The following is a 24,343-nucleotide window of genomic DNA, read 5'->3' as shown; positions in this document are numbered from 1 at the left end:
ACCTGCGGACATTTCGTACGTGTAACCGATTCCGCGGTTCGGGGCCGAGCGAGCCGTCCGGTCACACAATTCGTCGGGCCTGTGGACAAACCACGGTCGCGCGTGCCTCATGGGAGGGTGAAGGAACCAGCGCGCATTCTCGTTGTCGGTGGTGGCTACGTCGGGATGTACACCGCGCTGCGCCTCCAGCGAAAGCTGAAGCGGGAGCTGAGGCACGGCGAGGCGCAAGTCATCGTGGTCGACCCCGAGCCGTATATGACCTACCAGCCGTTCCTGCCCGAGGCGGCGGCCGGATCGATCTCGCCCCGCCATGTGGTGGTGCCGCTGCGGCGGGTCCTGCCCGACTGCACGGTCGTCATCGGCGAGGCCACCGCGATCCACCACGGCAAACGCACCGCGACCGTGAGAACCCTCGCCACGGAGGAAGAGGGCACCGGCACGGTCGACATCCACTACGACGAGCTGGTCCTGGCCCCCGGATCCGTGTCCCGCGCCCTCCCGGTCCCCGGCCTCGCCGAGTTCGGCATCGGCTTCAAGACCGTCGAGGAGGCAATCGGCCTGCGCAACCACGTCCTCGAACAGCTGGACATCGCCTCCTCGACCCGGGACCCGGACGTCCGCGACGCGGCGCTGACCTTCGTCTTCGTCGGCGGCGGATACGCGGGCGTCGAGGCGCTCGGCGAGCTCGAGGACATGGCCCGGTACGCCGTCCGCTACTACCACAACATCGCCCCCGAAGACCTGAAGTGGATCCTCGTCGAGGCCACCGACCGGATCCTTCCGGAGGTCGGCGAGGAGATGGGCAAGTACGCCGTCCGAGAGCTTCGCGGCCGCAATATCGACGTCCGGCTGGAGACCCGCCTGGACTCCTGCGTCGACCGGATCGCCGCACTGAGTGACGGCTCGCGCTTCCCCACCCGCACGCTCGTGTGGACCGCGGGCGTCAAACCGCACCCGATCCTCGCCGCCACCGATCTGCCCCTGAACGAGCGCGGCCGGCTCAAATGCACCGCGGCCCTCCAGGTTGACGGCGCGGAACACGCCTGGTCGGCCGGGGACGCCGCGTCGGTGCCCGACCTGACGGCCGACCGGCCCGGTACGGAGTGCGCCCCCAACGCACAGCACGCCGTGCGCCAGGCCAAGGTCCTCGCCGAGAACGTGGCCGCCGCGCTCGCGGGCCAGCCGCTCACGGACTACGAGCACAAGTACGCGGGCTCTGTGGCCTCCCTGGGGCTCCACAGAGGCGTCGCACACGTCTACGGACGCAAGTTGAAGGGCTACCCGGCGTGGTTCATGCACCGCGTCTACCACCTCAGCCGGGTGCCCACGTTCAACCGTAAGGCACGCGTGCTGGCCGAATGGATTCTGTCGGGGCTGTTCAAACGCGAGATCGTGTCGCTGGGGTCGCTGGAGAACCCGCGCGCCGAGTTCAAACTCGCCGCGGACACCGGTCGCCATCCCGGCGCCAGTTGAGCCGATCGGGGCGGAGCCGGGAACTCCCCTCCCACGATCGGCGTCTCACGGATGTCAGTCCGGTCGGCCACACTGGTCGTGTGACCATGGGTGGGCTCGTATCTGCAAAGAGTGACAATCGCGAGGATTCGGAAGTTTGCTGCATTCCCCTGGGGGCCGTCCCCCGTACCCGCACCCATCTCCCCGATCCCGCGCCGGCGCGCCGCTCAGCCACCACCCCACGAGGTAATCCGCAGTGAACTTCACGCGCTGGAGCGCCCGGCTCCCCCGAACCCAGCGACGCATCGCCGCCCGGGCAGACCGCGGTGCGCGGCGGCCGAAGTCCGCGGCCGCCGCGGGCGGCGGGTCCGTCCCGGCGGCCCGGGGCGAGAGCGCCGACCCCTCGGGGCGCGGTGAGCCTCCCGCCGCCGCCCCTTCCGACGCCGCGCCTCCCGCCGCCGTCCCGACCCTCGAAGGGCTGTCCGCCCATGACCTCCTCGGCCAGGTGCCGGCGCTGGTCGCGGTGGTCTACGGCCCCGAGCACCGCATCGCCTACCTCAACGACACCTATGTGAAGCTCTTCGGCTCCCGGACCCCCGGCACGCCCGCCGGCCAGGCCCTGCCCGAGCTGAGAGAGCTGGGGCTGCTGCCGCTCATGGACCAGGTCCTGCGCAGCGGCAAGCCCCGTACGGTCAAGTCCCGGCGGGTGCCCGCGGGCGGCCCGGCGACCACCCCCGGGCCGCGGCAGGAGGGCGCGGCCCCCGGCCCCGGCCGGTCCCGCCACGGCTACTACACCTTCACCTGCTCCCCGATCGAGATGGCCGCGCCGAAGGTCGTCGCCCCCGCGCGGCCGGCGGACGAGCGGGCGAGGGAGGGGGCCGTGGACGGAACGCCGGTGGACGGAACGCCCGTGGACGGGACGCCGGTGGACGGCTCGGTCCGGGAAGGCGTCGTCCGTAAGGCCGCCGCCGTGCCGGAGGCGTTCGCCACCGAGACCGTCGGTACCGGCACCGCCACCGATACCGACACGGCCACCGAGCCGGTCCGCGGCGTGCTCGTCTTCGGCGCCGACGTCACCGACCAGGTCGAATCCGCGGAGCGGCTGCGCGCCAGCGAGCGCCTCCAGCGCGAGGCCGCCGTCACCCTCCAGCGCAGCCTCCTCCCCCAGGAGCTGGAGCAGCCCGACGATCTGCGGGTGGCCGCCACCTACCAGCCCGGCGGCACCGACGCGGCGGTGGGCGGCGACTGGTACGACGTCATCACGCTGGGCGCCGGCCGCACCGCCCTCGTCATCGGCGACGTCATGGGCCGCGGTGTGCGGGCGGCCGCCGTCATGGGCCAGCTGCGCACCGCCGTCCGGGCCTACGCCCGGCTCGACCTCCCGCCGCACGAGGTGCTGCAGCTCCTCGACGGCCTGGCCGCCGAGATCGACCCCCACCAGATCGCCACGTGCGTCTACGCCGTCCACGACCCCAACGAGAACCGCCTCGTCTACGCCTCCGCGGGCCATCTGCCGATCCTGGTCCGCGACCCGGACGGCACCGTGCGCCGCGCATCCGAGCCCACCGGACCACCCCTCGGCACCGGCGGCTGGCTGCACACCACCGGCTCGGTCCCACTCGGCCCCGGGGCCAGCGCGGTCCTCTACACCGACGGTCTGGTGGAGCGGCGCGACAAGGACATCTACGACGGAGTGGCCGCGCTCGAGCGCGTCTTCGCGGGCGCGACCGGCTCGCCCCAGGTGATGTGCGACCGCCTCATCAGGGCCCTGGGCATCACCGCGGAGCACGACGACGATGTGGCGGTGCTGGTCCTCCAGCACCCCGCCCGTACGGGGCATGACGCGGAGCTCTTCCACAACGCCGCGCTGGAGCTCCTCGGTGGGGTGGAAGCCGCACCGCGCGCCCGGGCCTTCGCCTCAGGGGTCCTCGCCAGCTGGCGCTTCCCCATGGAGCTGCGCGATCTGGGCGTGCTCGCCGCCAGTGAGCTCGTCGCCAACTCCCTTCAGCACGGCACACCGCCCATGCGGCTCCGGCTGCGCCGCACCGACCGCCGCCTGATCATCGAGGTTACGGACGGCGATGAGCACCTGCCGCGCCGCCGCCGGGCCGAACCGGTGGACGAGGCCGGACGCGGCATCTCGATCGTCGCGACCATCGCCTCGGCCTGGGGCTCACGCCGCACACCGGGCGGCGGCAAGGCGGTGTGGTGCGAGTTCGCCCTGCCGGCGGGCTAGCTCCACGGGGCCCGGCAGCCCGGGCCTGAGCGGGGACACGACCGCCCCCCCGGCCGACAGATCGCCCTGGCACGGCGGAGCCGACTGGCTCCTTCGCCGCGCCAGGGCGATGGCGGAGCGGACGGGCGGCTCAGGCCGCGGTGATCACCTCGTCCGATGAGGCCGCCCGCGGCGCGGGCACCGCGGCCCCGGCGACCGCCCGCAGCGGATTGTCCTGCTCGGCGGTGAGCCGGCTGCCGAGCATCAGCGCGAGCGCGGTGATGCCGAGCGAGCAGACGACCAGCGTCACGATGTACGCCCCATACAGCCCGGCACCCGCCATCAGCCCGCCGGCCGCCGGGCCCACCGCCAGGGCCAGCTGCTTGACCAGCGCGAACGCCGAGTTGTACTGACCGAGTGCCGACGGCGGCGCCAGATCGGCGACCAGCGGCGCGACGGTCGGCGACAGCATCGCTTCACCGAGCCCGAAGAGCGCGTACGCCGAGATGATCGCGGTGACGCCGACCGCCTGGCTCCCGGGTATCAGCCCGGTGGTCCCGGCGGCGCACCACGCCACCGTCCAGACCAGCCCGACCAGCGCCATCACCCGGCTGCGCCGCCGCCGCTCGACCAGCTTGAGCACGACGAACTGCGCCAGCACGATCGCCGCCGTGTTCGCGGCCAGGGCGATGCCCAGCATCGACGGCGATATCCGCGCGACGTCCACCGCGAACGCCGACAGCCCGGACTCGAACTGGCCGTAGCAGGCGAAGAACATGACGAAGCCCAGCACGCACAGCTGCACCATGGCGCGGTGGCCGAGCAGGGCACGCCAGCCGCCGGAGCCGCCGAGCCGCTCATCGGCGGTCGGCACCGGGTCGTCGAACACCGGCGTCCGCTCCAGCCTTACGGTCGCCACCGCCGCGCCGAGCACCAGGAACATCACCGCGTCGATCGCGAAGAGCCGCACAAAGCTCGAGGCGGCGGAGGTGTCCACGAGCAGCCCACCGAGCAGTCCACCGACGCCGAGGCCCAGATTGCCGAGGAAGAACTGGGTGGCGAAGGCCCGCGACCGGGTGATCGGCGTCGAGCACCAGACGATCAGCGTGGCCAGCGCCGGCTGTATGGCCGCTATGCCCGCGCCCAGCACGCCGGCCGCGGCGATCACCAGCGGCTCGCTCGCCGCCAGCCCAAGCCCCATCGATCCGACAGCGGCGGCGACCGCGCCCGCGACGGCAACGGACAGCGGCCCTCGCCGGTCGATCACCCGACCGATGAAGGGCAGCACGGCAAGCGCGGCCACGGCGAACGTCGCGAGCACCATGCCCGCGGTATTCGCACCGAGGTCCCGCACCTGCGCCACATAGACGAAGAGGAACGGGACCGTGAAGCCGTTGCCGAACGCGCTCAGCGCGTTGCCCAGCTGGATACGGCGCAGCGCTGCGCCCATCGCGGTGGTCACACTCACCTACCTAGGTCGAGGAGGGTCAAAGGAGAACGGGCCTGACCTGCTGGTCAGCCCGGAGGATCGATGTCTGAAGACTTCGAAGCTAAACTTCAATGCTTAAGAGTACAGAGTGAAGGACTTCAGCACCAATGAGTTTCGTGTCATACTCTTCACATGGCGGAGACCCCCGACCCGGACGACCTGCTGAGCCTCGAAGAGCAGATCGCGGCCTACCAGCGCGAGTTCCAGGGCCTGGACCCTCAGGTGGAGCAGGTCGTCAGCGCGCTCAGCCGGCTCACCCGGCGAATGAACGTCGCCTACGGCCGCCAATCGGCCACGCTGGGGATCAGCAACTCCGAGTGGGAGGTCCTCAAGGTGCTCGTCCTGTCCGGGGCTCCCTACCGCCTGGGCCCCGGCGACCTGGCCAAGCGGCTGGGCCTCACCCCCGCCGCCATGACCCACCGCATCGACCGCATGGTGAACGAGGGCCTGGTCACCCGTGAGCGTGATGCGGACAACCGCGTCCGCGTCATCGTCGAGCTGACCCCGGACGGCCGGGAGAAGTGGGTCGAGGCGATGCGCCAGGCCACGGTCTTCGAAGCGGACCTTCTCCAGGACCTCTCCAGCCAGGAGCGCGGAGCCCTCGGCGAGATGCTGACCCGCGTGCTGCGCCGGGTGGAAGAGGACCAGCCCGACGCCGAGGGACGGCTGAGCGACCTCGACTGAGGCATTTGGCCCAACCGAGGTTGACACCGGTCCGGGCGATCCGTAATGTACTCCGAGCTGCCACGGAGCCGTAACGGTTCTCTGGCCAGCACTTGAGCCGCACCGGCGGCAAACCACTACTGCACGGCCCCTCATCGGGATGGATTTCGGCATGCCGGAATTCGGACCGGGGAACTCGATTATGAGCATCCGGGGGAATCCGCTAAAGTGGTGGATACGCCGGAAGGCGCGAAAGACCCCGCTCCAGCAGGGGGCCGGAAACGGAATTCGGATCGGAAACGACCGGAAATCGGGTCTGGTAAGGTTGGGAAACACCGAAGGGAAGCGCCCGGAGGAGCCGGTGAAACGGTTTCGAAGGAAGCGTCCGTTCCTTGAGAACTCAACAGCGTGCTAAAAGTCAACGCCAGATATGTTGATACCCCGTCCATTCTTGGACGAGGTTCCTTTGAAGAAGAACACAGCGAGGACGCTGTGAACCATCGGATTATTCCTCCGGTGGTTCCGCTCTCGTGATGTGTTGCCGGGATATCCCGGAAGCATTCACGGAGAGTTTGATCCTGGCTCAGGACGAACGCTGGCGGCGTGCTTAACACATGCAAGTCGAACGATGAACCGGTTTCGGCCGGGGATTAGTGGCGAACGGGTGAGTAACACGTGGGCAATCTGCCCTGCACTCTGGGACAAGCCCTGGAAACGGGGTCTAATACCGGATATGACTACCGACCGCATGGTCTGGTGGTGGAAAGCTCCGGCGGTGCAGGATGAGCCCGCGGCCTATCAGCTTGTTGGTGGGGTGATGGCCTACCAAGGCGACGACGGGTAGCCGGCCTGAGAGGGCGACCGGCCACACTGGGACTGAGACACGGCCCAGACTCCTACGGGAGGCAGCAGTGGGGAATATTGCACAATGGGCGGAAGCCTGATGCAGCGACGCCGCGTGAGGGATGACGGCCTTCGGGTTGTAAACCTCTTTCAGCAGGGAAGAAGCGCAAGTGACGGTACCTGCAGAAGAAGCGCCGGCTAACTACGTGCCAGCAGCCGCGGTAATACGTAGGGCGCAAGCGTTGTCCGGAATTATTGGGCGTAAAGAGCTCGTAGGCGGCTTGTCGCGTCGGATGTGAAAGCCCGGGGCTTAACCCCGGGTCTGCATTCGATACGGGCAGGCTAGAGTTCGGTAGGGGAGATCGGAATTCCTGGTGTAGCGGTGAAATGCGCAGATATCAGGAGGAACACCGGTGGCGAAGGCGGATCTCTGGGCCGATACTGACGCTGAGGAGCGAAAGCGTGGGGAGCGAACAGGATTAGATACCCTGGTAGTCCACGCCGTAAACGTTGGGAACTAGGTGTGGGCGACATTCCACGTTGTCCGTGCCGCAGCTAACGCATTAAGTTCCCCGCCTGGGGAGTACGGCCGCAAGGCTAAAACTCAAAGGAATTGACGGGGGCCCGCACAAGCGGCGGAGCATGTGGCTTAATTCGACGCAACGCGAAGAACCTTACCAAGGCTTGACATACATCGGAAACATCCAGAGATGGGTGCCCCCTTGTGGTCGGTGTACAGGTGGTGCATGGCTGTCGTCAGCTCGTGTCGTGAGATGTTGGGTTAAGTCCCGCAACGAGCGCAACCCTTGTTCTGTGTTGCCAGCATGCCTTTCGGGGTGATGGGGACTCACAGGAGACTGCCGGGGTCAACTCGGAGGAAGGTGGGGACGACGTCAAGTCATCATGCCCCTTATGTCTTGGGCTGCACACGTGCTACAATGGCCGGTACAATGAGCTGCGAAGCCGTGAGGTGGAGCGAATCTCAAAAAGCCGGTCTCAGTTCGGATTGGGGTCTGCAACTCGACCCCATGAAGTCGGAGTCGCTAGTAATCGCAGATCAGCATTGCTGCGGTGAATACGTTCCCGGGCCTTGTACACACCGCCCGTCACGTCACGAAAGTCGGTAACACCCGAAGCCGGTGGCCCAACCCTTGTGGAGGGAGCTGTCGAAGGTGGGACTGGCGATTGGGACGAAGTCGTAACAAGGTAGCCGTACCGGAAGGTGCGGCTGGATCACCTCCTTTCTAAGGAGCACATAGCCGACTGCGGGCAGATGTCCTGCACGGTTGCTCATGGGTGGAACGTTGACTATTCGGCACACTTGGCCTGCTCTGGTCGCTAGTACTGCTTCGGCGTGGAACGTGATAGAGGGGGGCGAGGGTGTCGGGCACGCTGTTGGGTGTCTGAGGGTGCGGGCAGGAATGCTGCTTGTGTCTTCGGGCCGGTCCCGGTGTACCACGCCAAGGGTGTGGGTGACGGGGTACGGGTCGTTGTTTGAGAACTGCACAGTGGACGCGAGCATCTGTGGCCAAGTTTTTAAGGGCGCACGGTGGATGCCTTGGCACCAGGAACCGATGAAGGACGTGGGAGGCCGCGATAGGCCCCGGGGAGCTGTCAACCGAGCTTTGATCCGGGGGTGTCCGAATGGGGAAACCCGGCAGTCGTCATGGGCTGTCACCCATACCTGAACACATAGGGTATGTGGAGGGAACGCGGGGAAGTGAAACATCTCAGTACCCGCAGGAAGAGAAAACAACCGTGATTCCGGGAGTAGTGGCGAGCGAAACTGGATGAGGCTAAACCGTATGTGTGTGATACCCGGCAGGGGTTGCGCGTACGGGGTTGTGGGTTCGTACTTCAGTCGTCTGCCGGCGGCTGGGTGAGTCAGAAATTGTTGATGTAGGCGAAGGGCATGCGAAAGGCCCGGCGTAGAGGGTAAGACCCCCGTAGCTGAAATGTCAGCAACTTGCTTGTGCGATACCCAAGTAGCACGGGGCCCGAGAAATCCCGTGTGAATCTGGCGGGACCACCCGCTAAGCCTAAATATTCCCTGGTGACCGATAGCGGATAGTACCGTGAGGGAATGGTGAAAAGTACCGCGGGAGCGGAGTGAAATAGTACCTGAAACCGTGTGCCTACAAGCCGTGGGAGCGTCGCCGTGTTCTTCGGAGCACGGTCGTGACTGCGTGCCTTTTGAAGAATGAGCCTGCGAGTTTGCGGTGTGTTGCGAGGTTAACCCGTGTGGGGGAGCCGTAGCGAAAGCGAGTCCGAATAGGGCGATTCAGTAGCGCGCTCAAGACCCGAAGCGGAGTGATCTAGCCATGGGCAGGTTGAAGCGGAGGTAAGACTTCGTGGAGGACCGAACCCACCAGGGTTGAAAACCTGGGGGATGACCTGTGGTTAGGGGTGAAAGGCCAATCAAACTCCGTGATAGCTGGTTCTCCCCGAAATGCATTTAGGTGCAGCGTCGTGTGTTTCTTGCCGGAGGTAGAGCACTGGATAGGCGATGGGCCCTACCGGGTTACTGACCTTAGCCAAACTCCGAATGCCGGTAAGTGAGAGCGCGGCAGTGAGACTGTGGGGGATAAGCTCCATGGTCGAGAGGGAAACAGCCCAGAGCATCGACTAAGGCCCCTAAGCGTACGCTAAGTGGGAAAGGATGTGGAGTCGCAGAGACAACCAGGAGGTTGGCTTAGAAGCAGCCATCCTTGAAAGAGTGCGTAATAGCTCACTGGTCAAGTGATTCCGCGCCGACAATGTAGCGGGGCTCAAGCGTACCGCCGAAGTCGTGTCATTGCAGCATGCACCCCTAACGGGGGCTGTGATGGGTAGGGGAGCGTCGTGTGCCGGGTGAAGCAGCCGTGTAAGCGAGTTGTGGATGGTTCACGAGTGAGAATGCAGGCATGAGTAGCGATACACACGTGGGAAACGTGTGCGCCGATTGACTAAGGGTTCCTGGGTCAAGCTGATCTGCCCAGGGTAAGTCGGGACCTAAGGCGAGGCCGACAGGCGTAGTCGATGGACAACCGGTTGATATTCCGGTACCCGCTTTGAAACGCCCAGTATCGAATCCTCTGATGCTAAGGCCGTGAAGCCGCCCTGATCTCTTCGGAGTTGAGGGGAGTGGTGGAGCCGCTGATCCAAGGTGGTAGTAGGTAAGTGATGGGGTGACGCAGGAAGGTAGTCCAGCCCGGGCGGTGGTTGTCCCGGGGTAAGGGTGTAGCCCGAGGGGTAGGTAAATCCGTCTCTCATGTGGGTGAGACCTGATGCCGAGCCGATTGTGGTGAAGTGGATGATCCTATGCTGTCGAGAAAAGCCTCTAGCGAGTTTCATGGCGGCCCGTACCCTAAACCGACTCAGGTGGTCAGGTAGAGAATACCGAGGCGTTCGGGTGAACTATGGTTAAGGAACTCGGCAAAATGCCCCCGTAACTTCGGGAGAAGGGGGGCCATTGCTGGTGATGGGATTTTCTCCTTGAGCTGGTGGTGGCCGCAGAGACCAGCGAGAAGCGACTGTTTACTAAAAACACAGGTCCGTGCGAAGCCGTAAGGCGATGTATACGGACTGACGCCTGCCCGGTGCTGGAACGTTAAGGGGACCGGTTAGTCGACTTTCGGGTCGGCGAGGCTGAGAACTTAAGCGCCAGTAAACGGCGGTGGTAACTATAACCATCCTAAGGTAGCGAAATTCCTTGTCGGGTAAGTTCCGACCTGCACGAATGGCGTAACGACTTCTCGACTGTCTCAACCATAGGCCCGGTGAAATTGCATTACGAGTAAAGATGCTCGTTTCGCGCAGCAGGACGGAAAGACCCCGGGACCTTTACTATAGCTTGATATTGGTGTTCGGTTCGGCTTGTGTAGGATAGGTGGGAGACTGTGAACTCTGGACGCCAGTTCGGGGGGAGTCATTGTTGAAATACCACTCTGGTCGTGCTGGATGTCTAACCTGGGTCCGTGATCCGGATCAGGGACAGTGTCTGGTGGGTAGTTTAACTGGGGCGGTTGCCTCCTAAAGGGTAACGGAGGCGCCCAAAGGTTCCCTCAGCCTGGTTGGCAATCAGGTGTTGAGTGTAAGTGCACAAGGGAGCTTGACTGTGAGACCGACGGGTCGAGCAGGGACGAAAGTCGGGACTAGTGATCCGGCGGTGGCTTGTGGAAGCGCCGTCGCTCAACGGATAAAAGGTACCCCGGGGATAACAGGCTGATCTTCCCCAAGAGTCCATATCGACGGGATGGTTTGGCACCTCGATGTCGGCTCGTCGCATCCTGGGGCTGGAGTCGGTCCCAAGGGTTGGGCTGTTCGCCCATTAAAGCGGTACGCGAGCTGGGTTTAGAACGTCGTGAGACAGTTCGGTCCCTATCCGCTGTGCGCGTAGGAGTCTTGAGAAGGGCTGTCCCTAGTACGAGAGGACCGGGACGGACGAACCTCTGGTGTGCCAGTTGTTCTGCCAAGGGCATGGCTGGTTGGCTACGTTCGGGAGGGATAACCGCTGAAAGCATCTAAGCGGGAAGCCTGCTTCGAGATGAGGGCTCCCACCCACTTGATGGGTTAAGGCTCCCAGTAGACGACTGGGTTGATAGGCCAGATATGGAAGCCGGGTGACCGGTGGAGTTGACTGGTACTAATAGGCCGAGGGCTTGTCCTCAGGTGCTCGCGTCCACTGTGTTGGTTCTGAAGCAACGAACCGTCCGACCCCCATACTTCTATGTTTTTGGGTGTGGGTGGGTCCGGTGGTGTGTTTCATAGTGTTTCGGTGGTCATTGCGTTAGGGAAACGCCCGGTTACATTCCGAACCCGGAAGCTAAGCCTTTCAGCGCCGATGGTACTGCAGGGGGGACCCTGTGGGAGAGTAGGACGCCGCCGAACAATATTTAGCCTCGGTCCCGAGCATTATGTGCTCGGGACCGAGGCATTTTTGCGTTCAGCTCCCATTTCCGTCCCCAGCTGTGCACGAAAGCTATACACGAAGAGGCGTTCCAGCTGGCTACCAGAGCGTGCCGGGGCACGGGCCTGCCGGAAGGGCAGGCCCGACGGGGTGGGTGGGCGGGCCGTCAGTGCGACTCCTGGCCCACCAGGGAGCGGTGCGGCCAGCGGGCTCGGGCCTGTTCCTGGGAGCGCATCAGGGCCAGTGTGGGCAGGCCCTGGTCCGCGCCCTGGGCGAGGAGGTCGGGGAGCGCCGGGAGCGGGGCCACGGCGGCGACGTCGTCCAGGACGAGGGTCAGTGGTGGGTCGAGCCGACCGGAGGATGACCGTTCGGCCATGCGCCGGCCGTGCTCGACCACGTGTGAGGCGAGTGCGGTCAACAGTGGCATCGCACCCGGCTGGGTTCGGGGGTCCTCGATGGATTCGCCCATCAGATAGAGCGTTCCCCCTTCGGCGACGAATGACTCCAGTGCGAGCGTGTCTGCGCGTCCCGGATTGCAGGCGTCCCGGATATGGATCGACGAGAGCGCCCCGAGGGCACGGGCGGTCAGTTCCTGGGCCATGTCGCGGCGTTCGCGGTGGGCGGTGAGCGTGGCCTCCAGCTCGCCGGCCGCGCCGCCCGCCGCCTTGGGATGCGTACGGAGGATCTTCACGGGCTCGTGGGCTGAGTTGCCCTGCGCCCAGCGGTGCACATGGCGGAACGGCCGGCCGTCCACCGCGGCGGCGTGCAGCCAGCACCGCAGCATCGTCTCCGCGGCCTCAGCCAGGGTTCGGTCCATGGCGTGCATGGGCCGTACGGGGGCGAGGAGGGCGGTGGCGCGGGCGGCCGCGATATCGCGGGAGCCGCAGTCCGCCGCTGGGTTCCAGCGCAGCCGGGCGGGGGTGTCGAGCACATGGGAGGGGTCGAAGACGTGAGTGGGGCCGAGTTTGGTGCGGGCGTCCTTGGTCGTGGCCCAGAGCTTGGGATCGCTGGTGACGACGAGGACGGGGCCGACGGCCTCCAGGACGGTGTGGGCCGCGGACTCCCCGCGCTGGGCGCCGAAGAGGACGCGGGACCGGGCCAGTTCGCCGCCGGGGAGAGTGGCCGAGGTCAGCGGGCCGCTGCGGGGGGTGGGGAGCTGTTGTGGTGCGGCTGTCGGGTCGAGCGGGGCGTACAGGTCGTCCTGGGCCGGGGGAGTGGTCGCGCTCCCGGCGGGGGTGACCTGTGCGTCGGCTCTCTGCTCGGCGATGTACGGATGCGGTTCGGGGCCCGTTCCGGTGGATGCTTCGGCGGCGACGGCCTCGGTCGGATGGCGGTGACCGGCGACGGGTGCGATGACGCCGTCGCCGGGGACCGCCTCGGCCGGGCCGGGTGTGGGAAGCCCGCTGGGGCGGTCTGGAGCGGCGGTGCCGGGCGAACCCTCAGGAGGTCTGGTGGAGGCGGCTCCTGGGGCCGCTGAGACGCTTCCGGGGCCGGGGACTGGTGGTGGCGCCTGGACGCCAGGGGCCGCCTCCACGCCCGTACCGTTGACGGGCGTGGGCTCGATGCCGCCCTTCGCGGTCCTCGTGTCCGTAAGGCCGAGCCGCTTCGCCTCCGCCGCCTCCGCGCGGGCGGTCGCGCGGGCGACGCGGCGCTGGGCGCGGACCGTCCGGTAGCGGGCCAGTGTGCCCATCACGAAGATGGTCAGGACGATCAGCACCATCAGCTCACTGATGAAGATGCCCCAGAACAGCCCGTACCCCGACAGCTGGTCCTTCGGGGTGTCGGGCCAGGCCGCCGCCAGGTCTTGGGGCTCCTGCAGCAGATGGCGCAGGGCCACCGGTGCGCGCATGAAGGTCAGGTTGTCCGGCCAGGCGCCGCGGGCGAAGAGCCCGGCCAGCCCGGTCGCCGACCACATCAGCCCGAGCGTGCCCAGCAGGAGGGCGATGGCGCCGATCAGCAGGCCGTCCGGAATGCCGCGTTCCGCGGGTTCGCCGTGATTCTGTCCCGCTGCCATCTCACGCCACCGTGGATCCGTACGACGGCCCGCCGTAGGTGTCCGCCTCCGCCGCCTCGATCGCCGCGGCGGCGCGCTCCTCGGCCTCCGCGTCGGCCGCCATCCGTACGGCCAGCGCGTCCTCCGTCATCGCCCGGTCGGTGTAGACGAGGGGCCGCTCGGCCTCGGTGATCAGGTGTTTGACGACCTGTACGTTGCCGTTGACGTCCCATACCGCGATACCGGGGGACAGCGTGGGGATGATCTCGACGGCCCAGCGGGGCAGGCCCAGGACGCGGCCGGTGGCCCGTGCCTCGTCCGCCTTCTGGGCGTAGATCGTCCGGGTGGAGGCCATCTTGAGGATGGCCGCGGCTTCCCGCGCCGCCGCGCCGTCGACCACGTCGGAGAGGTGGTGGACGACGGCGACGAACGACAGGCCGAGCCGTCGGCCGAACTTCAGCAACCGCTGGAAGAGCTGGGCGACGAAGGGCGAGTTGATGATGTGCCACGCCTCCTCGACCAGGAAGATGCGCTTCTTACGGTCGGGACGGATCCAGGTGTGCTCCAGCCAGACGCCCACGATGGCCATCAGGATCGGCATCGCGATCGAGTTGCGATCGATATGGGACAGGTCGAAGACGATCAGGGGTGAGTCCAGATCGATTCCGGCCGTGGTGGGGCCGTCGAACATACCGCGCAGATCACCGTCGACCAGTCGGTCCAGCACCAGGGCGACATCGAGGCCCCAGGCGCGTACGTCGTCTATATCGACGTTCATCGCCGCCGCCGACTCCTCCTCGGGGTGGCGCAGCTGCTCCACGATGTCGGTCAGCACCGGCTGACGGTCGACGACGGTCTCGTTGACATAGGCGTGCGCGACCTTCAGGGCGAACCCGGAGCGCTCGTCGAGCCCGTGCCCCATCGCGACCTCGATGATCGTGCGGAGCAGGGCGAGCTGACCGGTCGTGGTGATCGCCGGGTCCAGGGGGTTCAGACGGATGCCGCCGTCCAGGGCCGCCATGGGGTCGAGCCGGATGGGCGTTATCCCCAGCTCCTGGGCGATGAGGTTCCATTCGCCGACGCCGTCCTCGCCCTGGGCGTCCAGCACCACCACCTGGCGGTCGCGGAACCGCAGCTGCCGCAGGACGTAGGTCTTCTCCAGGGCCGACTTGCCGTTACCGGACTCGCCGAGGACGAGCCAATGGGGGGCCGGCAGCTGCTGGCCGTAGAGCTGGAAGGGGTCGTAGATATAGCCCTTGCCGGAGTAGACCTCACGGCCGATGACCACGCCGGAGTCGCCGAGGCCGGGGGCCGCGGTGGGGAGATAGACCGCCTGGGCCTGGCCGGTGGAGGTGCGTACGGGCAGCCGAGTCGTCTCCACCTTTCCGAAGAGAAAGCTGGTGAACGCATCGGTGATGGCGCTCATCGGATCGGCCACGGCGGAGCCCCTATCGTCCCTGTCGTCCCAGTCGTGTCTATCAGCTCTATGGGCTGTATCGGCTCTGTCTGCTCTGTTCTGTCTGCTCTATCGACGGATGCCGGTCGCGAACGGCAGCGTGTTCACAAAGGCCCGGTGGTGCTCGCGGTCGCACCACTCCAGCTTGAGGTAGCTCTTCCCCGCCGAGGCGCGGATGGTCCGCTTGTCGCGCGCGAGGGCTTCCGGCGACCGGGAGGACACGGTGATGTAGCCGACGAGGTTGACGCCCGCGGCACCGCTGGCGAGGTCCTCGCCGCGCTGGTCGAGCCGGCCGTGGGCGGCGATGTCGCGCGGGTCCACGGTGCGGTTCATCTTCGCGGCGCGGCTGGCTTCGGCCTCGTCGTTGGTCTTCTCGGTGAGCATCCGCTCGATGGCGACCTCGGTGGGCTCGAGGTCCATACAGACGGCGACCGTACGGATGACATCGGGCGTGTGGACGAGCAGCGGGGCGAGGAAGTTGACCCCGACGGGCGTCATGGGCCACTCCTTCACCCAGGCCGTGGAGTGGCACCAGGGCTCACGGGTGCTCGACTCCCGGGTCTTGGCCTGGAGGTAGGTGGGCTCCATGGCGTCCAGCTCGGCGGGCCAGGCGTTCCGCTTGGTCATCGCCTGGATGTGGTCGATGGGGTGGTCCGGGTCGTACATGGAGTGGATGAGCGAGGCCAGCCGCCCTTGCCCGAGGGGCTGGCGCACCCGGATGTCGGCCTCGGCGAGCCGGGCGCAGATGTCGGTCAGCTCACGGGCCATCACCACGGCGAGGCCCGCGTCCTTGTCGAGCCGTCGGCCGCCGCCGCTGTGGCGGGCGGCGCGCGCGATGGCCTGGGCCTCGGCGGCCAGGTCGCGGGTGTAGTGCATACAGGCGACGAGATAGGCGCGGTGCTGCTCGGAGGAGGTGGAGACCATGGACTGCAGCTGGTCGTAGGAGTCCTTGAGCCAGTTGGGGGCCTGGTCGTCGCCGCGCCGCTCGACGTCCTTGGCGTGCGCGTCGGGGTCGGCGGGGAGGGTGCGGGCCAGAATCTGCAGCCGGGTCACGAAGCCGTCGCCGTTGGCCACATGCTTGAGCAGCGTGCCGAACCGGTCGACGAGGGCCTCCTGGTCCTCGCTGTCGCGCAGGCCGACACCGGGGCCCTCGATCTCGATGGCGGCGGTGACCGTGCGGCGGTCGGCGTGCAGGAGCACGGCGATCTCGTCGGGGCCGAAGGGGGCGGCCAGCCAGTTGATCCGGCCGATGCCGGGGGGCGGGCCGACCTCGATCTCACGGCCGTGCAGGCGGGTGCCGGCCTCGGCGGCGCCGGAGCGGTAGGCGGTGGTGCCCTTACGGACGCTGCGCTTGAAGGAGCGGTTGATCTCGAACCAGCGGTAGAACGTCCGCCCGTTGTACGGGACGTACACGGCGGCGAGGGCGAGGGTGGGGAAGCCGACCAGGGCGGTGATGCGGAACATCAGCACCGGCACCAGCAGCCCGCACATCATCCCGATGAACGCCCCCGCGATGATCAGCCCGATCTCGCCCGTCTCGCGGTTCTTGCCGACGATCGCGTTCGGGCGGGGGCGCCCGATCAGATATGTGCGACGGGGCGCGATGGGGTGCGACTGGGCGTCGATCGTCACCGCCGGTCACCTCCCGAGTTGTTGCCGGAGCTGCGGTTCGTGGCGGAGCCGCCGCCGGAGCCTCCGGTGTGGCCGGTGCGGCTGGCGGGCGCGGGGGAGGCTCCCCCGCCGCCCCCGCCACTGGGGCGGGTGCTGTGGGCCGCCACACCGCCGGAGACGGGGTTGGCGGGCTTGGCCTGCCCCGGGGCGGCGCCGGCCTCGCCCCCGCCGCGGGCGCTGTGGGTGTTGATGCCCTGCTTCACCAGGGCGGCGGGGGAAGTGATGACGGCGGCGGCCTGGCGGGACGCGGGGTCGGAACTGGCGCTGCGCGCCTTGACGATCTCATCGCCGAAGCCGGGCACGAAGCGGTAGATCATCGCGCTGGCGAAGATGGCGAGGATGATGATGGACAGGCCGGAGACCACCGCCGAGAAGGCGTCGGGCTTGTCGCCGTTGGTGGAGAGCGCGCCGGCGAGGGCCAGGACGGTGATGATCACCGGCTTGACGAGGATCACGGCGATCATGATCCCCGCCCAGCGGCGCACATGCCCCCACATGTTCTTGTCGACGAGGCCCGCGTAGACGGCGGTGCCGAGCAGCGCGCCCACGTAGAGGAGGGCGGCGCGGATGACGAGCTCGAGGCAGAGGACGCCGGCGGCGAGGATCGTCACCAGCGAGACGACGATCAGCATGATCGGGCCGCCGCCGATGTCCTCGTCCCGCTTGAGCGCTTGGGAGAACGAGCCGAAGAAGGCGTCGTTGTCCGCACCGGTGCCGGAGGCGATGGCGTCGGTGACGGCGTCGGTCGCGGTGACGACCGTATAGAGGATGAGGGGGGTGAAGGCGGAGGCCAGGACCGTCAGCCAGAGAAAACCTATGGCCTCGGAAAGCGCCTCGCCGAGGGGGACGCCGCGGATGGCGCGCTTGGCGACGGCGAGGAGCCAGAGGATGAGGGTGAGGACGGTGGAGGCGGCGAAGACGACGGCGTACTGGCGGAGGAAGGCCTCGTTGGTGAAGTCGACGTTGGCCGTCTCCTTGACGAGCTTGGAGAGCTTGCCGACGAGCCAGGAGGCGGCGTCGGCGCAGCCGCGGGCGAGGGAGGCGGCGGGGTCGAGGGGGTTGGAGGGGTCGGGGGGGCCGCCACTCTTGTCGCCTTTTTCGCAGTACTTCTTGGCCGAGCCCGTGAGCAGGTCACAGTCGCTGTCGTCGGACGGACTCGGCGACGGTGCGGCGGCGGCCCGCGTGGCGAGGAGCACAACGGAGGTCTGGACCGCCACCACCACCCCGGCGAGCGTGACGATGCGTTTGCGCGGCTTACCGGGCATACGTGAACCCTCCGTACTGCTGCACAGCCTTGGCGATCTCATCAGCCGTCGACGCGGTGTTGTCGCTGTTGACCGGGGCAGGGCCGTCCTTCTGGGAGTAGCTCTCGACCTTCCAGTCCTTGTTCACCCATCGCAGCTTGACGGTCATGGTGAACCAGTCGTTGGCTACCGGGTTCTTCGATCCCTCTCCTGCCGTGCCGAACACGCCGGTGCACCAGACCTCGACGGTGGCGGCGGTATCCGTGGAAATGGTCGTCTTCGTGCCGATGGGGGCGGCGCGCGAGACATAGGTCATGCCGTCGCCCGCGTTGCCGTTCGCGTCCAGGCCGAGCTTCTCCAGGAAGCTCTTGGAGTAGGCCCGGTCCAGCTTCTTCTGCAGCCCGTTCACTCTGTCGCTCGTAAAGATCTGGGAAACGAGCTGGTGACGGCGGTCCGACTTGGCCATGTCGGCGGATGCGAGCGCCACCGCGTAGTTCGCCGCCGCGCTCTGGGCGCCTTGTTCCGATTTGGCGAAGCCCGAGGCGATGTCGGTCGTGGCGTTCTTCCCGTCGACCGGGCGCTCGCCGGTGGGGGCGGTGGGGTGGGCCTCGGTGCCGCCCTCGCTGGTGTCGCCGCCGCTGGAGTCGCTGTCCTTGCTGTCGCCGCGGTTGACGAAGGCGATGGCCGCGAGGAGGAGGACGATGACGCTGACCACGGTGATCAGGTTGCGGCTGGGCTTGGCGCGGCCGGGGGCTCGGCGGGGTGGGCCGTAGGGGTCGCCGTCGCCCTCGGGCAGGCGGGTGCGCGTCAGGTGGCCTTCGGGGGCCGCGCCGCGTCCGCGGCGCGCCTCGTGGCCCTCGTAGTCACCGCCGTATCCGTCGTCGCCGCCGAGACTCATCCTGCGTACGCCCCTTCACCCGTGCCGAGCCTGCCAAGGCTGCTGATCCCGCCGATCCCGCCGATTCTGCCGACCGCGTCATCCATGGTCCCTCTTCCGTCACCCGCATACGACGGTAACGGCGAGGACTGACGCTCGGGCGCGCTGGTGTGAGTGGACATCAAGCTGACACGACCTCAGCGTGGTGAGCGGGAGCGGGCATCGGGGAGCAGCCTCGGGTACGGGGTGTGGGGCCGGTAGGGGGAATCGGGAGCGGAGGCTTGCGGCCGGGGTGTGCGCCCCGCGCGGAGGGGCGGCTCGGGGGCGGGCGGGGACGCGGCTAGATGGCCATGCCGTACACGATCGTGAAGAGCGTGCCCAGTGATCCGATGATGAACACACCGGTCAGGCCCGCGACGATCAGCCCCTTGCCCTGCTCCGCGCTGAAGGTGTCCCGCAGGGCCGTCGCGCCGATCCGCTGCTTGGCCGCGCCCCAGATGGCGATGCCGAAGCACAGCAGCAGTGCGACCGCCATCACGACCTCGATCATGACGCGGGCCTCGCTGCCCAGGCTGCCGAACGGACCCCAGTCTGGGGCGATTCCGCCGATGATGGTGTTGATGTCGCCCTTTTCGGCCGCTAGGAACATGATGAACTCACCGCCCCTTGTGGGTTGTTGTGTCTCTTCGCCGGCATGGCGTGGGTCAGCCTCTATCTTCGCTGATGAATCCGCTTCCGCATGTCGACTTGGCGGCATTTCTTGGCGGATCTCGTGCGTGTTGTGGGACACGCCCGTCCGGCGCCTGTGGGAGGCATGTCAACGGAGTGTCGTATGGTCACTCTGTGTATCACGCGGGTGAGCGTCGGGCAACGATCCGTGAGGGGCTGACAGGTGGTCCCCTCGGCGGGGGGCGTCAGTGCGCCCGCGCCGAGCGCTTCCGCCCGCCGCGCCCCGCCCTCACTTCCCCGGGGGCCCGTCGGTCTCCGTCTCCGTAAGGTCCGCGAAGTCGTCGAACTCGCCCGCCTTGACGCCCTTGATGAACGCGTCCCACTTGGCCCGGGTCGTGACGACGACGGTCTCCGGGTCGTTGCTCTCGCGCATCAGGATCTGGTCGTCGGGCCCCACGGCCACCTCGAGGTAGGCGGTGCCCTCCGGGAGGTCGGCGGGTGCGGCCCGCTGCCAGTCGAGCTCTTGCCAGTCGAGCCGTGTCATCTGAGGTCCCCAGGGTCGTGGTGCTCGGACGGCTGGACTCTACGCGTTCCCCGGCCCCGCGAGAGGCGGCCGAGATGGGGTGGTGGGGCGTGCGGGGCGGGTCGGCGGCGCACAAGGGGGCGCGCGTCGGCGGCGATCGTATGGTTTCGGCTGGGGAGCGGCTGATTTTCGCCGTGCGAGCGGAAACGCGTTCGCATGGCGGGTGGATGGGGGAGGATGGCCGGGTGCGTAAGGTCTGGCTGGGTGTCAGTGTCGGTCTCGGAGTCTCCTTTTCCTTCGTCGCGCTGCTCGTCGTCGGTACCTACATGGTCGCGGCGGACCTCGTCGGCGGTGCCGGCGGTAAGGCCGTCGGGCTGGCCAAGGGCGCGGTTCCCGCCACGTACGAACCGCTCATCCAGCGGTACGGGAACTCCTGCCCGGCCATCAACCCCGCGCTCCTCGCCGCGCAGCTCTACCAGGAGAGCGGCTGGAACGCGAAGGCGCAGAGCCCGGCCAACGCCAAGGGGATAGCGCAGTTCATCCCCGCCACCTGGGCCTCGCACGGGGTCGACGGCAACAAGGACGGCGTCAAGGACATCTGGGACCCGCAGGACGCGATCCCGTCGGCGGCCGCCTACGACTGCTCGCTCGCCAAGTACGTCAAGGATGTGCCGGGCAATCAGACGCACAACATGCTGGCCTCGTACAACGCGGGCGCCTATGCCGTGATCAAGTACGGCGGGGTGCCGCCTTACCGCGAGACCCAGAACTACGTGAAGACCATCACCACCCTCGCCAAGAGCTTCGAGGCGCCGATCCAGAAGGTCCAGCCCTCCCAGCAGTCGGCCGGGGCGATCTACTTCGCGCAGAAGCAGCTCGGCAAGCCCTATCTCTGGGGCGGGAACGGCACGCCGGAGGAGGGCGGGCGGTTCGACTGCTCGGGGCTGACGAAGGCGGCGTACAAGACGGTCGGCATCGATCTGCCGCGCGTCGCCAACGACCAGTGGAACGCCGGACCGCACCCCAAGCGGAGCGAGCTGCTCCCCGGGGATCTGGTCTTCTTCGCCTACGACCTCGACGATCCGAGATCGATCCACCATGTGGGGATCTATGTGGGCGGCGGCTACATGATCAACGCGCCCTACACCGGTGCGGTGATCCGTTTTGACAAGATCGACTCGCCCGACTACATCGGTGCTACACGGGTGACCCAGGATGGCGCGAAAGCGCTGCCGCGGGCGAACCCCGCGTAAGGATTCCCCCTGAGCTGCGACGATCGGTCACCCTTCGATAACGTCCCGGTGATCGTTGGGTGGAGTACGGAACCCCTGGCGAGAAGAGGGCGTTCCCTGGAGGTGGATCGAGGCGTGGATCAGCGTGGATCGACGGCGGACTCTCCGGCGCCGGTCGCGTTGCCACGGCTCGCAAGGCATTACGGGGGGTCGGCAGCTGCACGTAGTGACAGGCAAGAGATAAGGGGCCACGGCATATGGCTGGACTCGCACTGGACGGGTCGAACCCCGATGTCAGCCTTCTCTACGACATCAACGGGCTGGCGAAGGACGCCCCGCACTGGTTCGACCGCGTCATGGAGTTCGTAGGCGAGTACGGGATCATCATCGGGCTCGCCCTGGTGACCCTGGCCGCCTGGTGGAGCGTCCGGAAGCGGCAGCGGGAGGCGCCGTCCGCCGTCGCCGGGCTGGTGTGGGCCCCGCTGGCCGCCGGGCTGGCGCTGGTCGCCAACATTCCCATCCGCGGCTTCGTCGAGCGGCCCAGACCCTTCAAGGACCATCAGGGGCTCGACGTCCTGGTGGCGGGCAAGACCGACTTCTCGTTCGTCAGCGACCACGCGACGCTGACCATGGCGGTCGCCGTCGGCGTCTTCATGGCTCACCGGGCCTATGGGGTTGCCGCCATAGGGCTCGCCCTGCTGGAAGGGTTCTGCCGCGTCTATATGGGCGTCCACTACCCGACCGATGTGATCGGCGGGTTCGCCCTGGGGACGGCGGTCACACTGCTGCTGGCGCCTCTCGCGATGATGCTGCTGACCCCGCTGACCACGGCGGTCGCGGCTTCGCGCGTCGGCCGCCTGGTACGGGCCGAGCCCGCCGCCGCCGAGCAGGACGCGGACGAGGCACGCGCGGAGCTCGCCGGGTCCCGCTCGGTGGGCGGCGATCACGGGAACAAGGATCTGGCGGCCTAGCCGGCACCCTTACGGACGCCACGAACTCGGATACGAAGAAGGCCCGGCAGCCGCCGGGCCTTCTGTCATCTCGCGGATCAGCCGCCGCTCCGCGGATCAGTAGCCGTCGCACCTCCGAGGGCCCGCGGGTCCCCGGCGGGGGAAGACCTCACAGCGCCTGCGGGAAGTCGAAGAGCCGGTCCGGGTCGTAACGCTTCTTCACCCGCGTCAGCTTGTCGGCGGCCGAGCCGTAGTACGCCGAGCGCCAGTCCTTCAGCGACGCGTCCGTGTAGTTCTGGTACGCCGCCCCGGAGGCGTACCGCGCCATCGCCTTATGGGCGCCGTCCAGCCAGGCGTTGCCCGCGGTGCCCGAGCCGCCCGCCGCCCAGGACGCGGTGTACTGCGCGAGGAACCGCGAGCGGCGGTGGACGAAGGACGTGGCCGTGGACGAGACCCGGTTGACCGCCCCGCCGAGCGCGGTGAGCGCGATGCTGACCGCGCCCCCGCCGCCGGTGCGCCGCCCGTAGCGCTCCAGCTGGTCCAGCATCGCCCGGACGCCCGCCTGGCTCAGCGAGCGGTCGAAGAAGTCCGAGCGCGCCGCGTAGGTCTCGCGGTTCAGCACCCCGGAGGTGCTGCGGCCGGGCTTGTCGCCGGGCAGATGGCAGTTGGCCGTGGAGGTGTCGCCGCAGCCCGCGTACATCCGCATGGCGTCGACGTAGCCGCGGCGGCGCAGGCTGACCTGCGTGGCGGGGCCGGGGCCGCCCGGTCCGTCGGCGAGCTTGTCCACCGCGTTCTGCAGCGCGCCGTAGGTGCCGAGCGAGAAGCAGCTGATGGAGACGGTGGGGGTGCGCCCGGGGGCGGCCGACAGATGCAGTGCCGACCAGATCTCGTCCGGCTGGTCCGGGCCCCACTTCTGCCAGGCGCTCAGCACCTTCGCCGCCTTGGACCATGGCCATGACATGTAACAGGTCACGCCGTCGGCCGCGTCATGCGTACGGAAGCGCAGTTCGGTGACGACGCCGAAGTTGCCGTTGCCCGCGCCGCGCAGCGCCCAGAACAGCTCGGCCTCGCGGCTCTTGGAAACTTCCAGGGCCTTGCCGTCCGCGGTGACGATGGTGGCCCCCGTAAGGCTGTCGGCGGTCAGTCCGTACGCCCGGGAGACCACGCCGTGGCCGCCGCCGAGGGTCAGTCCGGATATGCCGACGCTCGGGCAGGAGCCGCCGGGGACGGTGACCCCCTGGGCGCCCAGTTTGGTGTAGACGTCGATGAGCTTGGCCCCGGCGCCGATCCGCGCCTCGCCGGAGGTGGTACGGATCGAGGAGAGCGCGGAGACGTCGATGACGAGACGGCCGTCGCCGCTCGACCAGCCGGCGTAGGAGTGACCGCCGTTGCGGATCGCGACGGGCGCGCCATGGCGCCGGGCGAAGTCCAGACAGGCGGAGATGTCCGAGGTGTTCTCTATATAGGCGACGGCGGCGGGGCGCAGATGGTCGAAGCGGGTGTTGTAGAGCCGGCTGGCGGAGGTGTAGTCGGAGTCTCCGGGGCGCACCAGGCCGCCCTGGAGGTCCTTGCCGAGCGCGCTCCAGTCCGCGGACTTGGGCTTGCCGTCGACGGCGCGGCGACTGCCGCTCGCCGAGGCCGAACGGGCGTCCGACGCGGAGGAGGAGCCGACCTGGTCCGTGTCACCGCCGGCCTTCCCCGCGTCATCGTTGCACGCGGTGACCCCCGTGGCGGTGGCCGCCAGCCCCGTGCCCGCTGCCAGCAGTGTCCGCCGGTTCATGGCGGTGTCCCCTCCCTGTCGACGCTGCTCTCAACCGTCGACCGGGCCACCGTGAAGCCGGCCCGGTCTTTTGGTCAGAGGGGTCGACCGGGGGGTGTGGTTCCGCTCGTGGCCGAAGAGTTGTCGGGGGACGGACAACCCGCGCCAATCGGACGAGCCTGATCCGGACTAATCGGATGAGTCCGGAGAATCGCTTGTACCGGACCGGGTGTGACGGGCCGTCGCATGGTCCGCCGCGTCATCACGGGCGAGGGCTCTGGCGCGACGGGCCGGACCGGACCAGCCGCAGGTGCAGCGGGCGATGGAGAACGAGCCCCGCTCCACGGTGGTGGTGCGGTTCCGGCCGGGGCCCATGTCGCCTGAGTCGAGCACATGACCACGCTACCTGGCCGTGACGA

Annotated in this window: 15 protein-coding genes and 3 rRNA genes; 8 read left to right on the top strand and 10 right to left on the bottom strand. The window is 67.7% G+C overall.

The window, feature by feature from the left end; translation table 11 throughout:
- Window positions 1-117 precede the first annotated feature (117 nt).
- Both LIV37_RS23335 and LIV37_RS23330 read left to right on the top strand, forming a co-directional pair.
- A complete protein-coding gene (locus LIV37_RS23335) occupies window positions 118-1,473 on the top strand; it encodes an NAD(P)/FAD-dependent oxidoreductase (RefSeq protein ID WP_121824600.1) in 1,356 nt (451 codons plus the stop codon).
- A gap of 235 nt (window positions 1,474-1,708) precedes the next feature.
- A complete protein-coding gene (locus LIV37_RS23330; RefSeq protein ID WP_020869557.1) occupies window positions 1,709-3,688 on the top strand; it encodes an ATP-binding SpoIIE family protein phosphatase in 1,980 nt (659 codons plus the stop codon).
- Between the two features lie 130 nt (window positions 3,689-3,818).
- Here the strand turns inward: LIV37_RS23330 and LIV37_RS23325 are convergent, their stop codons facing one another.
- Window positions 3,819-5,129 carry an MFS transporter gene (locus LIV37_RS23325; protein WP_020869556.1) on the bottom strand — a complete coding sequence of 437 codons (1,311 nt, stop codon included), beginning with the start codon at window positions 5,127-5,129 and terminating at the stop codon, window positions 3,819-3,821.
- 159 nt (window positions 5,130-5,288) lie between these two features.
- Between LIV37_RS23325 and LIV37_RS23320 the strand changes: the two genes are divergently transcribed.
- The 4 genes from LIV37_RS23320 (at window position 5,289) to rrf (ending at window position 11,531) form a co-directional block, all read left to right on the top strand.
- A complete protein-coding gene (locus LIV37_RS23320; protein WP_020869555.1) occupies window positions 5,289-5,840 on the top strand; it encodes a MarR family winged helix-turn-helix transcriptional regulator in 552 nt (183 codons plus the stop codon).
- A 539-nt stretch (window positions 5,841-6,379) separates the two neighbouring features.
- Window positions 6,380-7,906 (top strand): 16S ribosomal RNA (locus LIV37_RS23315).
- Between the two features lie 282 nt (window positions 7,907-8,188).
- Window positions 8,189-11,310 (top strand): 23S ribosomal RNA (locus LIV37_RS23310).
- 104 nt (window positions 11,311-11,414) lie between these two features.
- Window positions 11,415-11,531 (top strand): 5S ribosomal RNA (gene rrf, locus LIV37_RS23305).
- Together the 16S, 23S and 5S rRNA genes form the textbook arrangement of a ribosomal RNA operon.
- Window positions 11,532-11,716: 185 nt before the next feature.
- Here rrf and LIV37_RS23300 read toward each other — a convergent pair.
- From LIV37_RS23300 to LIV37_RS23270, 7 genes are all read right to left on the bottom strand, one after another.
- Window positions 11,717-13,564: a type IV secretory system conjugative DNA transfer family protein gene (locus LIV37_RS23300; RefSeq protein WP_020869554.1), complete on the bottom strand. Its 1,848-nt coding sequence runs from the start codon at window positions 13,562-13,564 to the stop codon at window positions 11,717-11,719.
- A gap of 1 nt (window position 13,565) precedes the next feature.
- Complete coding sequence (locus LIV37_RS23295) at window positions 13,566-14,969, bottom strand: ATP-binding protein (protein ID WP_214663724.1); 1,404 nt, start codon at window positions 14,967-14,969, stop codon at window positions 13,566-13,568.
- A 99-nt stretch (window positions 14,970-15,068) separates the two neighbouring features.
- Complete coding sequence (locus LIV37_RS23290; protein WP_121825316.1) at window positions 15,069-16,625, bottom strand: SCO6880 family protein; 1,557 nt, start codon at window positions 16,623-16,625, stop codon at window positions 15,069-15,071.
- A 2-nt stretch (window positions 16,626-16,627) separates the two neighbouring features.
- Window positions 16,628-17,935 carry a hypothetical protein gene (locus LIV37_RS23285; protein WP_020869551.1) on the bottom strand — a complete coding sequence of 436 codons (1,308 nt, stop codon included), beginning with the start codon at window positions 17,933-17,935 and terminating at the stop codon, window positions 16,628-16,630.
- Window positions 17,925-18,812 carry a DUF8175 domain-containg protein gene (locus LIV37_RS23280; RefSeq protein ID WP_020869550.1) on the bottom strand — a complete coding sequence of 296 codons (888 nt, stop codon included), beginning with the start codon at window positions 18,810-18,812 and terminating at the stop codon, window positions 17,925-17,927. Before LIV37_RS23280 ends, LIV37_RS23285 begins: the two co-directional genes overlap by 11 nt.
- Before the next feature lie 319 nt (window positions 18,813-19,131).
- A complete protein-coding gene (locus LIV37_RS23275) occupies window positions 19,132-19,440 on the bottom strand; it encodes a hypothetical protein (protein ID WP_009716148.1) in 309 nt (102 codons plus the stop codon).
- A gap of 309 nt (window positions 19,441-19,749) precedes the next feature.
- The gene (locus LIV37_RS23270; protein WP_020869549.1) at window positions 19,750-20,004 is read right to left on the bottom strand and encodes a DUF397 domain-containing protein; all 255 of its coding nucleotides are present in this window, start codon (window positions 20,002-20,004) and stop codon (window positions 19,750-19,752) included.
- Window positions 20,005-20,228: 224 nt separating this feature from the next.
- Here LIV37_RS23270 and LIV37_RS23265 point away from each other — a divergent pair, with 224 nt between their 5' ends.
- Entirely contained in the window at window positions 20,229-21,236 is a 1,008-nt protein-coding gene (locus LIV37_RS23265) for a bifunctional lytic transglycosylase/C40 family peptidase (RefSeq protein ID WP_037954960.1), read from the top strand.
- 236 nt (window positions 21,237-21,472) lie between these two features.
- Window positions 21,473-22,186 carry a phosphatase PAP2 family protein gene (locus LIV37_RS23260; protein ID WP_020869547.1) on the top strand — a complete coding sequence of 238 codons (714 nt, stop codon included), beginning with the start codon at window positions 21,473-21,475 and terminating at the stop codon, window positions 22,184-22,186.
- A gap of 148 nt (window positions 22,187-22,334) precedes the next feature.
- Here LIV37_RS23260 and LIV37_RS23255 read toward each other — a convergent pair whose 3' ends face one another.
- Together LIV37_RS23255 and LIV37_RS23250 are read right to left on the bottom strand one after the other, a co-directional pair.
- The gene (locus LIV37_RS23255; RefSeq protein ID WP_020869546.1) at window positions 22,335-23,945 is read right to left on the bottom strand and encodes an FAD-binding oxidoreductase; all 1,611 of its coding nucleotides are present in this window, start codon (window positions 23,943-23,945) and stop codon (window positions 22,335-22,337) included.
- A gap of 168 nt (window positions 23,946-24,113) precedes the next feature.
- Window positions 24,114-24,299: a hypothetical protein gene (locus tag LIV37_RS23250; protein WP_121825317.1), complete on the bottom strand. Its 186-nt coding sequence runs from the start codon at window positions 24,297-24,299 to the stop codon at window positions 24,114-24,116.
- Window positions 24,300-24,343: the final 44 nt, after the last annotated feature.

The sequence above is a fragment of the Streptomyces rapamycinicus NRRL 5491 genome, from assembly GCF_024298965.1.
GTDB lineage: Bacteria > Actinomycetota > Actinomycetes > Streptomycetales > Streptomycetaceae > Streptomyces > Streptomyces rapamycinicus.
Note: the sequence above shows the minus strand (reverse complement) of the source record. Positions and strands in the feature narration are given on the sequence as shown.

Coding starts and splice junctions, on each gene's coding strand:
- LIV37_RS23295 (WP_214663724.1), bottom strand. CDS start 14,969: ATGAGCGCCATCACCGATGCGTTCACCAGCTTTCTCTTCGGAAAGGTG.
- LIV37_RS23255 (WP_020869546.1), bottom strand. CDS start 23,945: ATGAACCGGCGGACACTGCTGGCAGCGGGCACGGGGCTGGCGGCCACC.
- LIV37_RS23300 (WP_020869554.1), bottom strand. CDS start 13,564: ATGGCAGCGGGACAGAATCACGGCGAACCCGCGGAACGCGGCATTCCG.
- LIV37_RS23270 (WP_020869549.1), bottom strand. CDS start 20,004: ATGACACGGCTCGACTGGCAAGAGCTCGACTGGCAGCGGGCCGCACCC.
- LIV37_RS23260 (WP_020869547.1), top strand. CDS start 21,473: ATGGCTGGACTCGCACTGGACGGGTCGAACCCCGATGTCAGCCTTCTC.
- LIV37_RS23280 (WP_020869550.1), bottom strand. CDS start 18,812: ATGAGTCTCGGCGGCGACGACGGATACGGCGGTGACTACGAGGGCCAC.
- LIV37_RS23275 (WP_009716148.1), bottom strand. CDS start 19,440: ATGTTCCTAGCGGCCGAAAAGGGCGACATCAACACCATCATCGGCGGA.
- LIV37_RS23285 (WP_020869551.1), bottom strand. CDS start 17,935: ATGCCCGGTAAGCCGCGCAAACGCATCGTCACGCTCGCCGGGGTGGTG.
- LIV37_RS23250 (WP_121825317.1), bottom strand. CDS start 24,299: ATGGGCCCCGGCCGGAACCGCACCACCACCGTGGAGCGGGGCTCGTTC.
- LIV37_RS23320 (WP_020869555.1), top strand. CDS start 5,289: ATGGCGGAGACCCCCGACCCGGACGACCTGCTGAGCCTCGAAGAGCAG.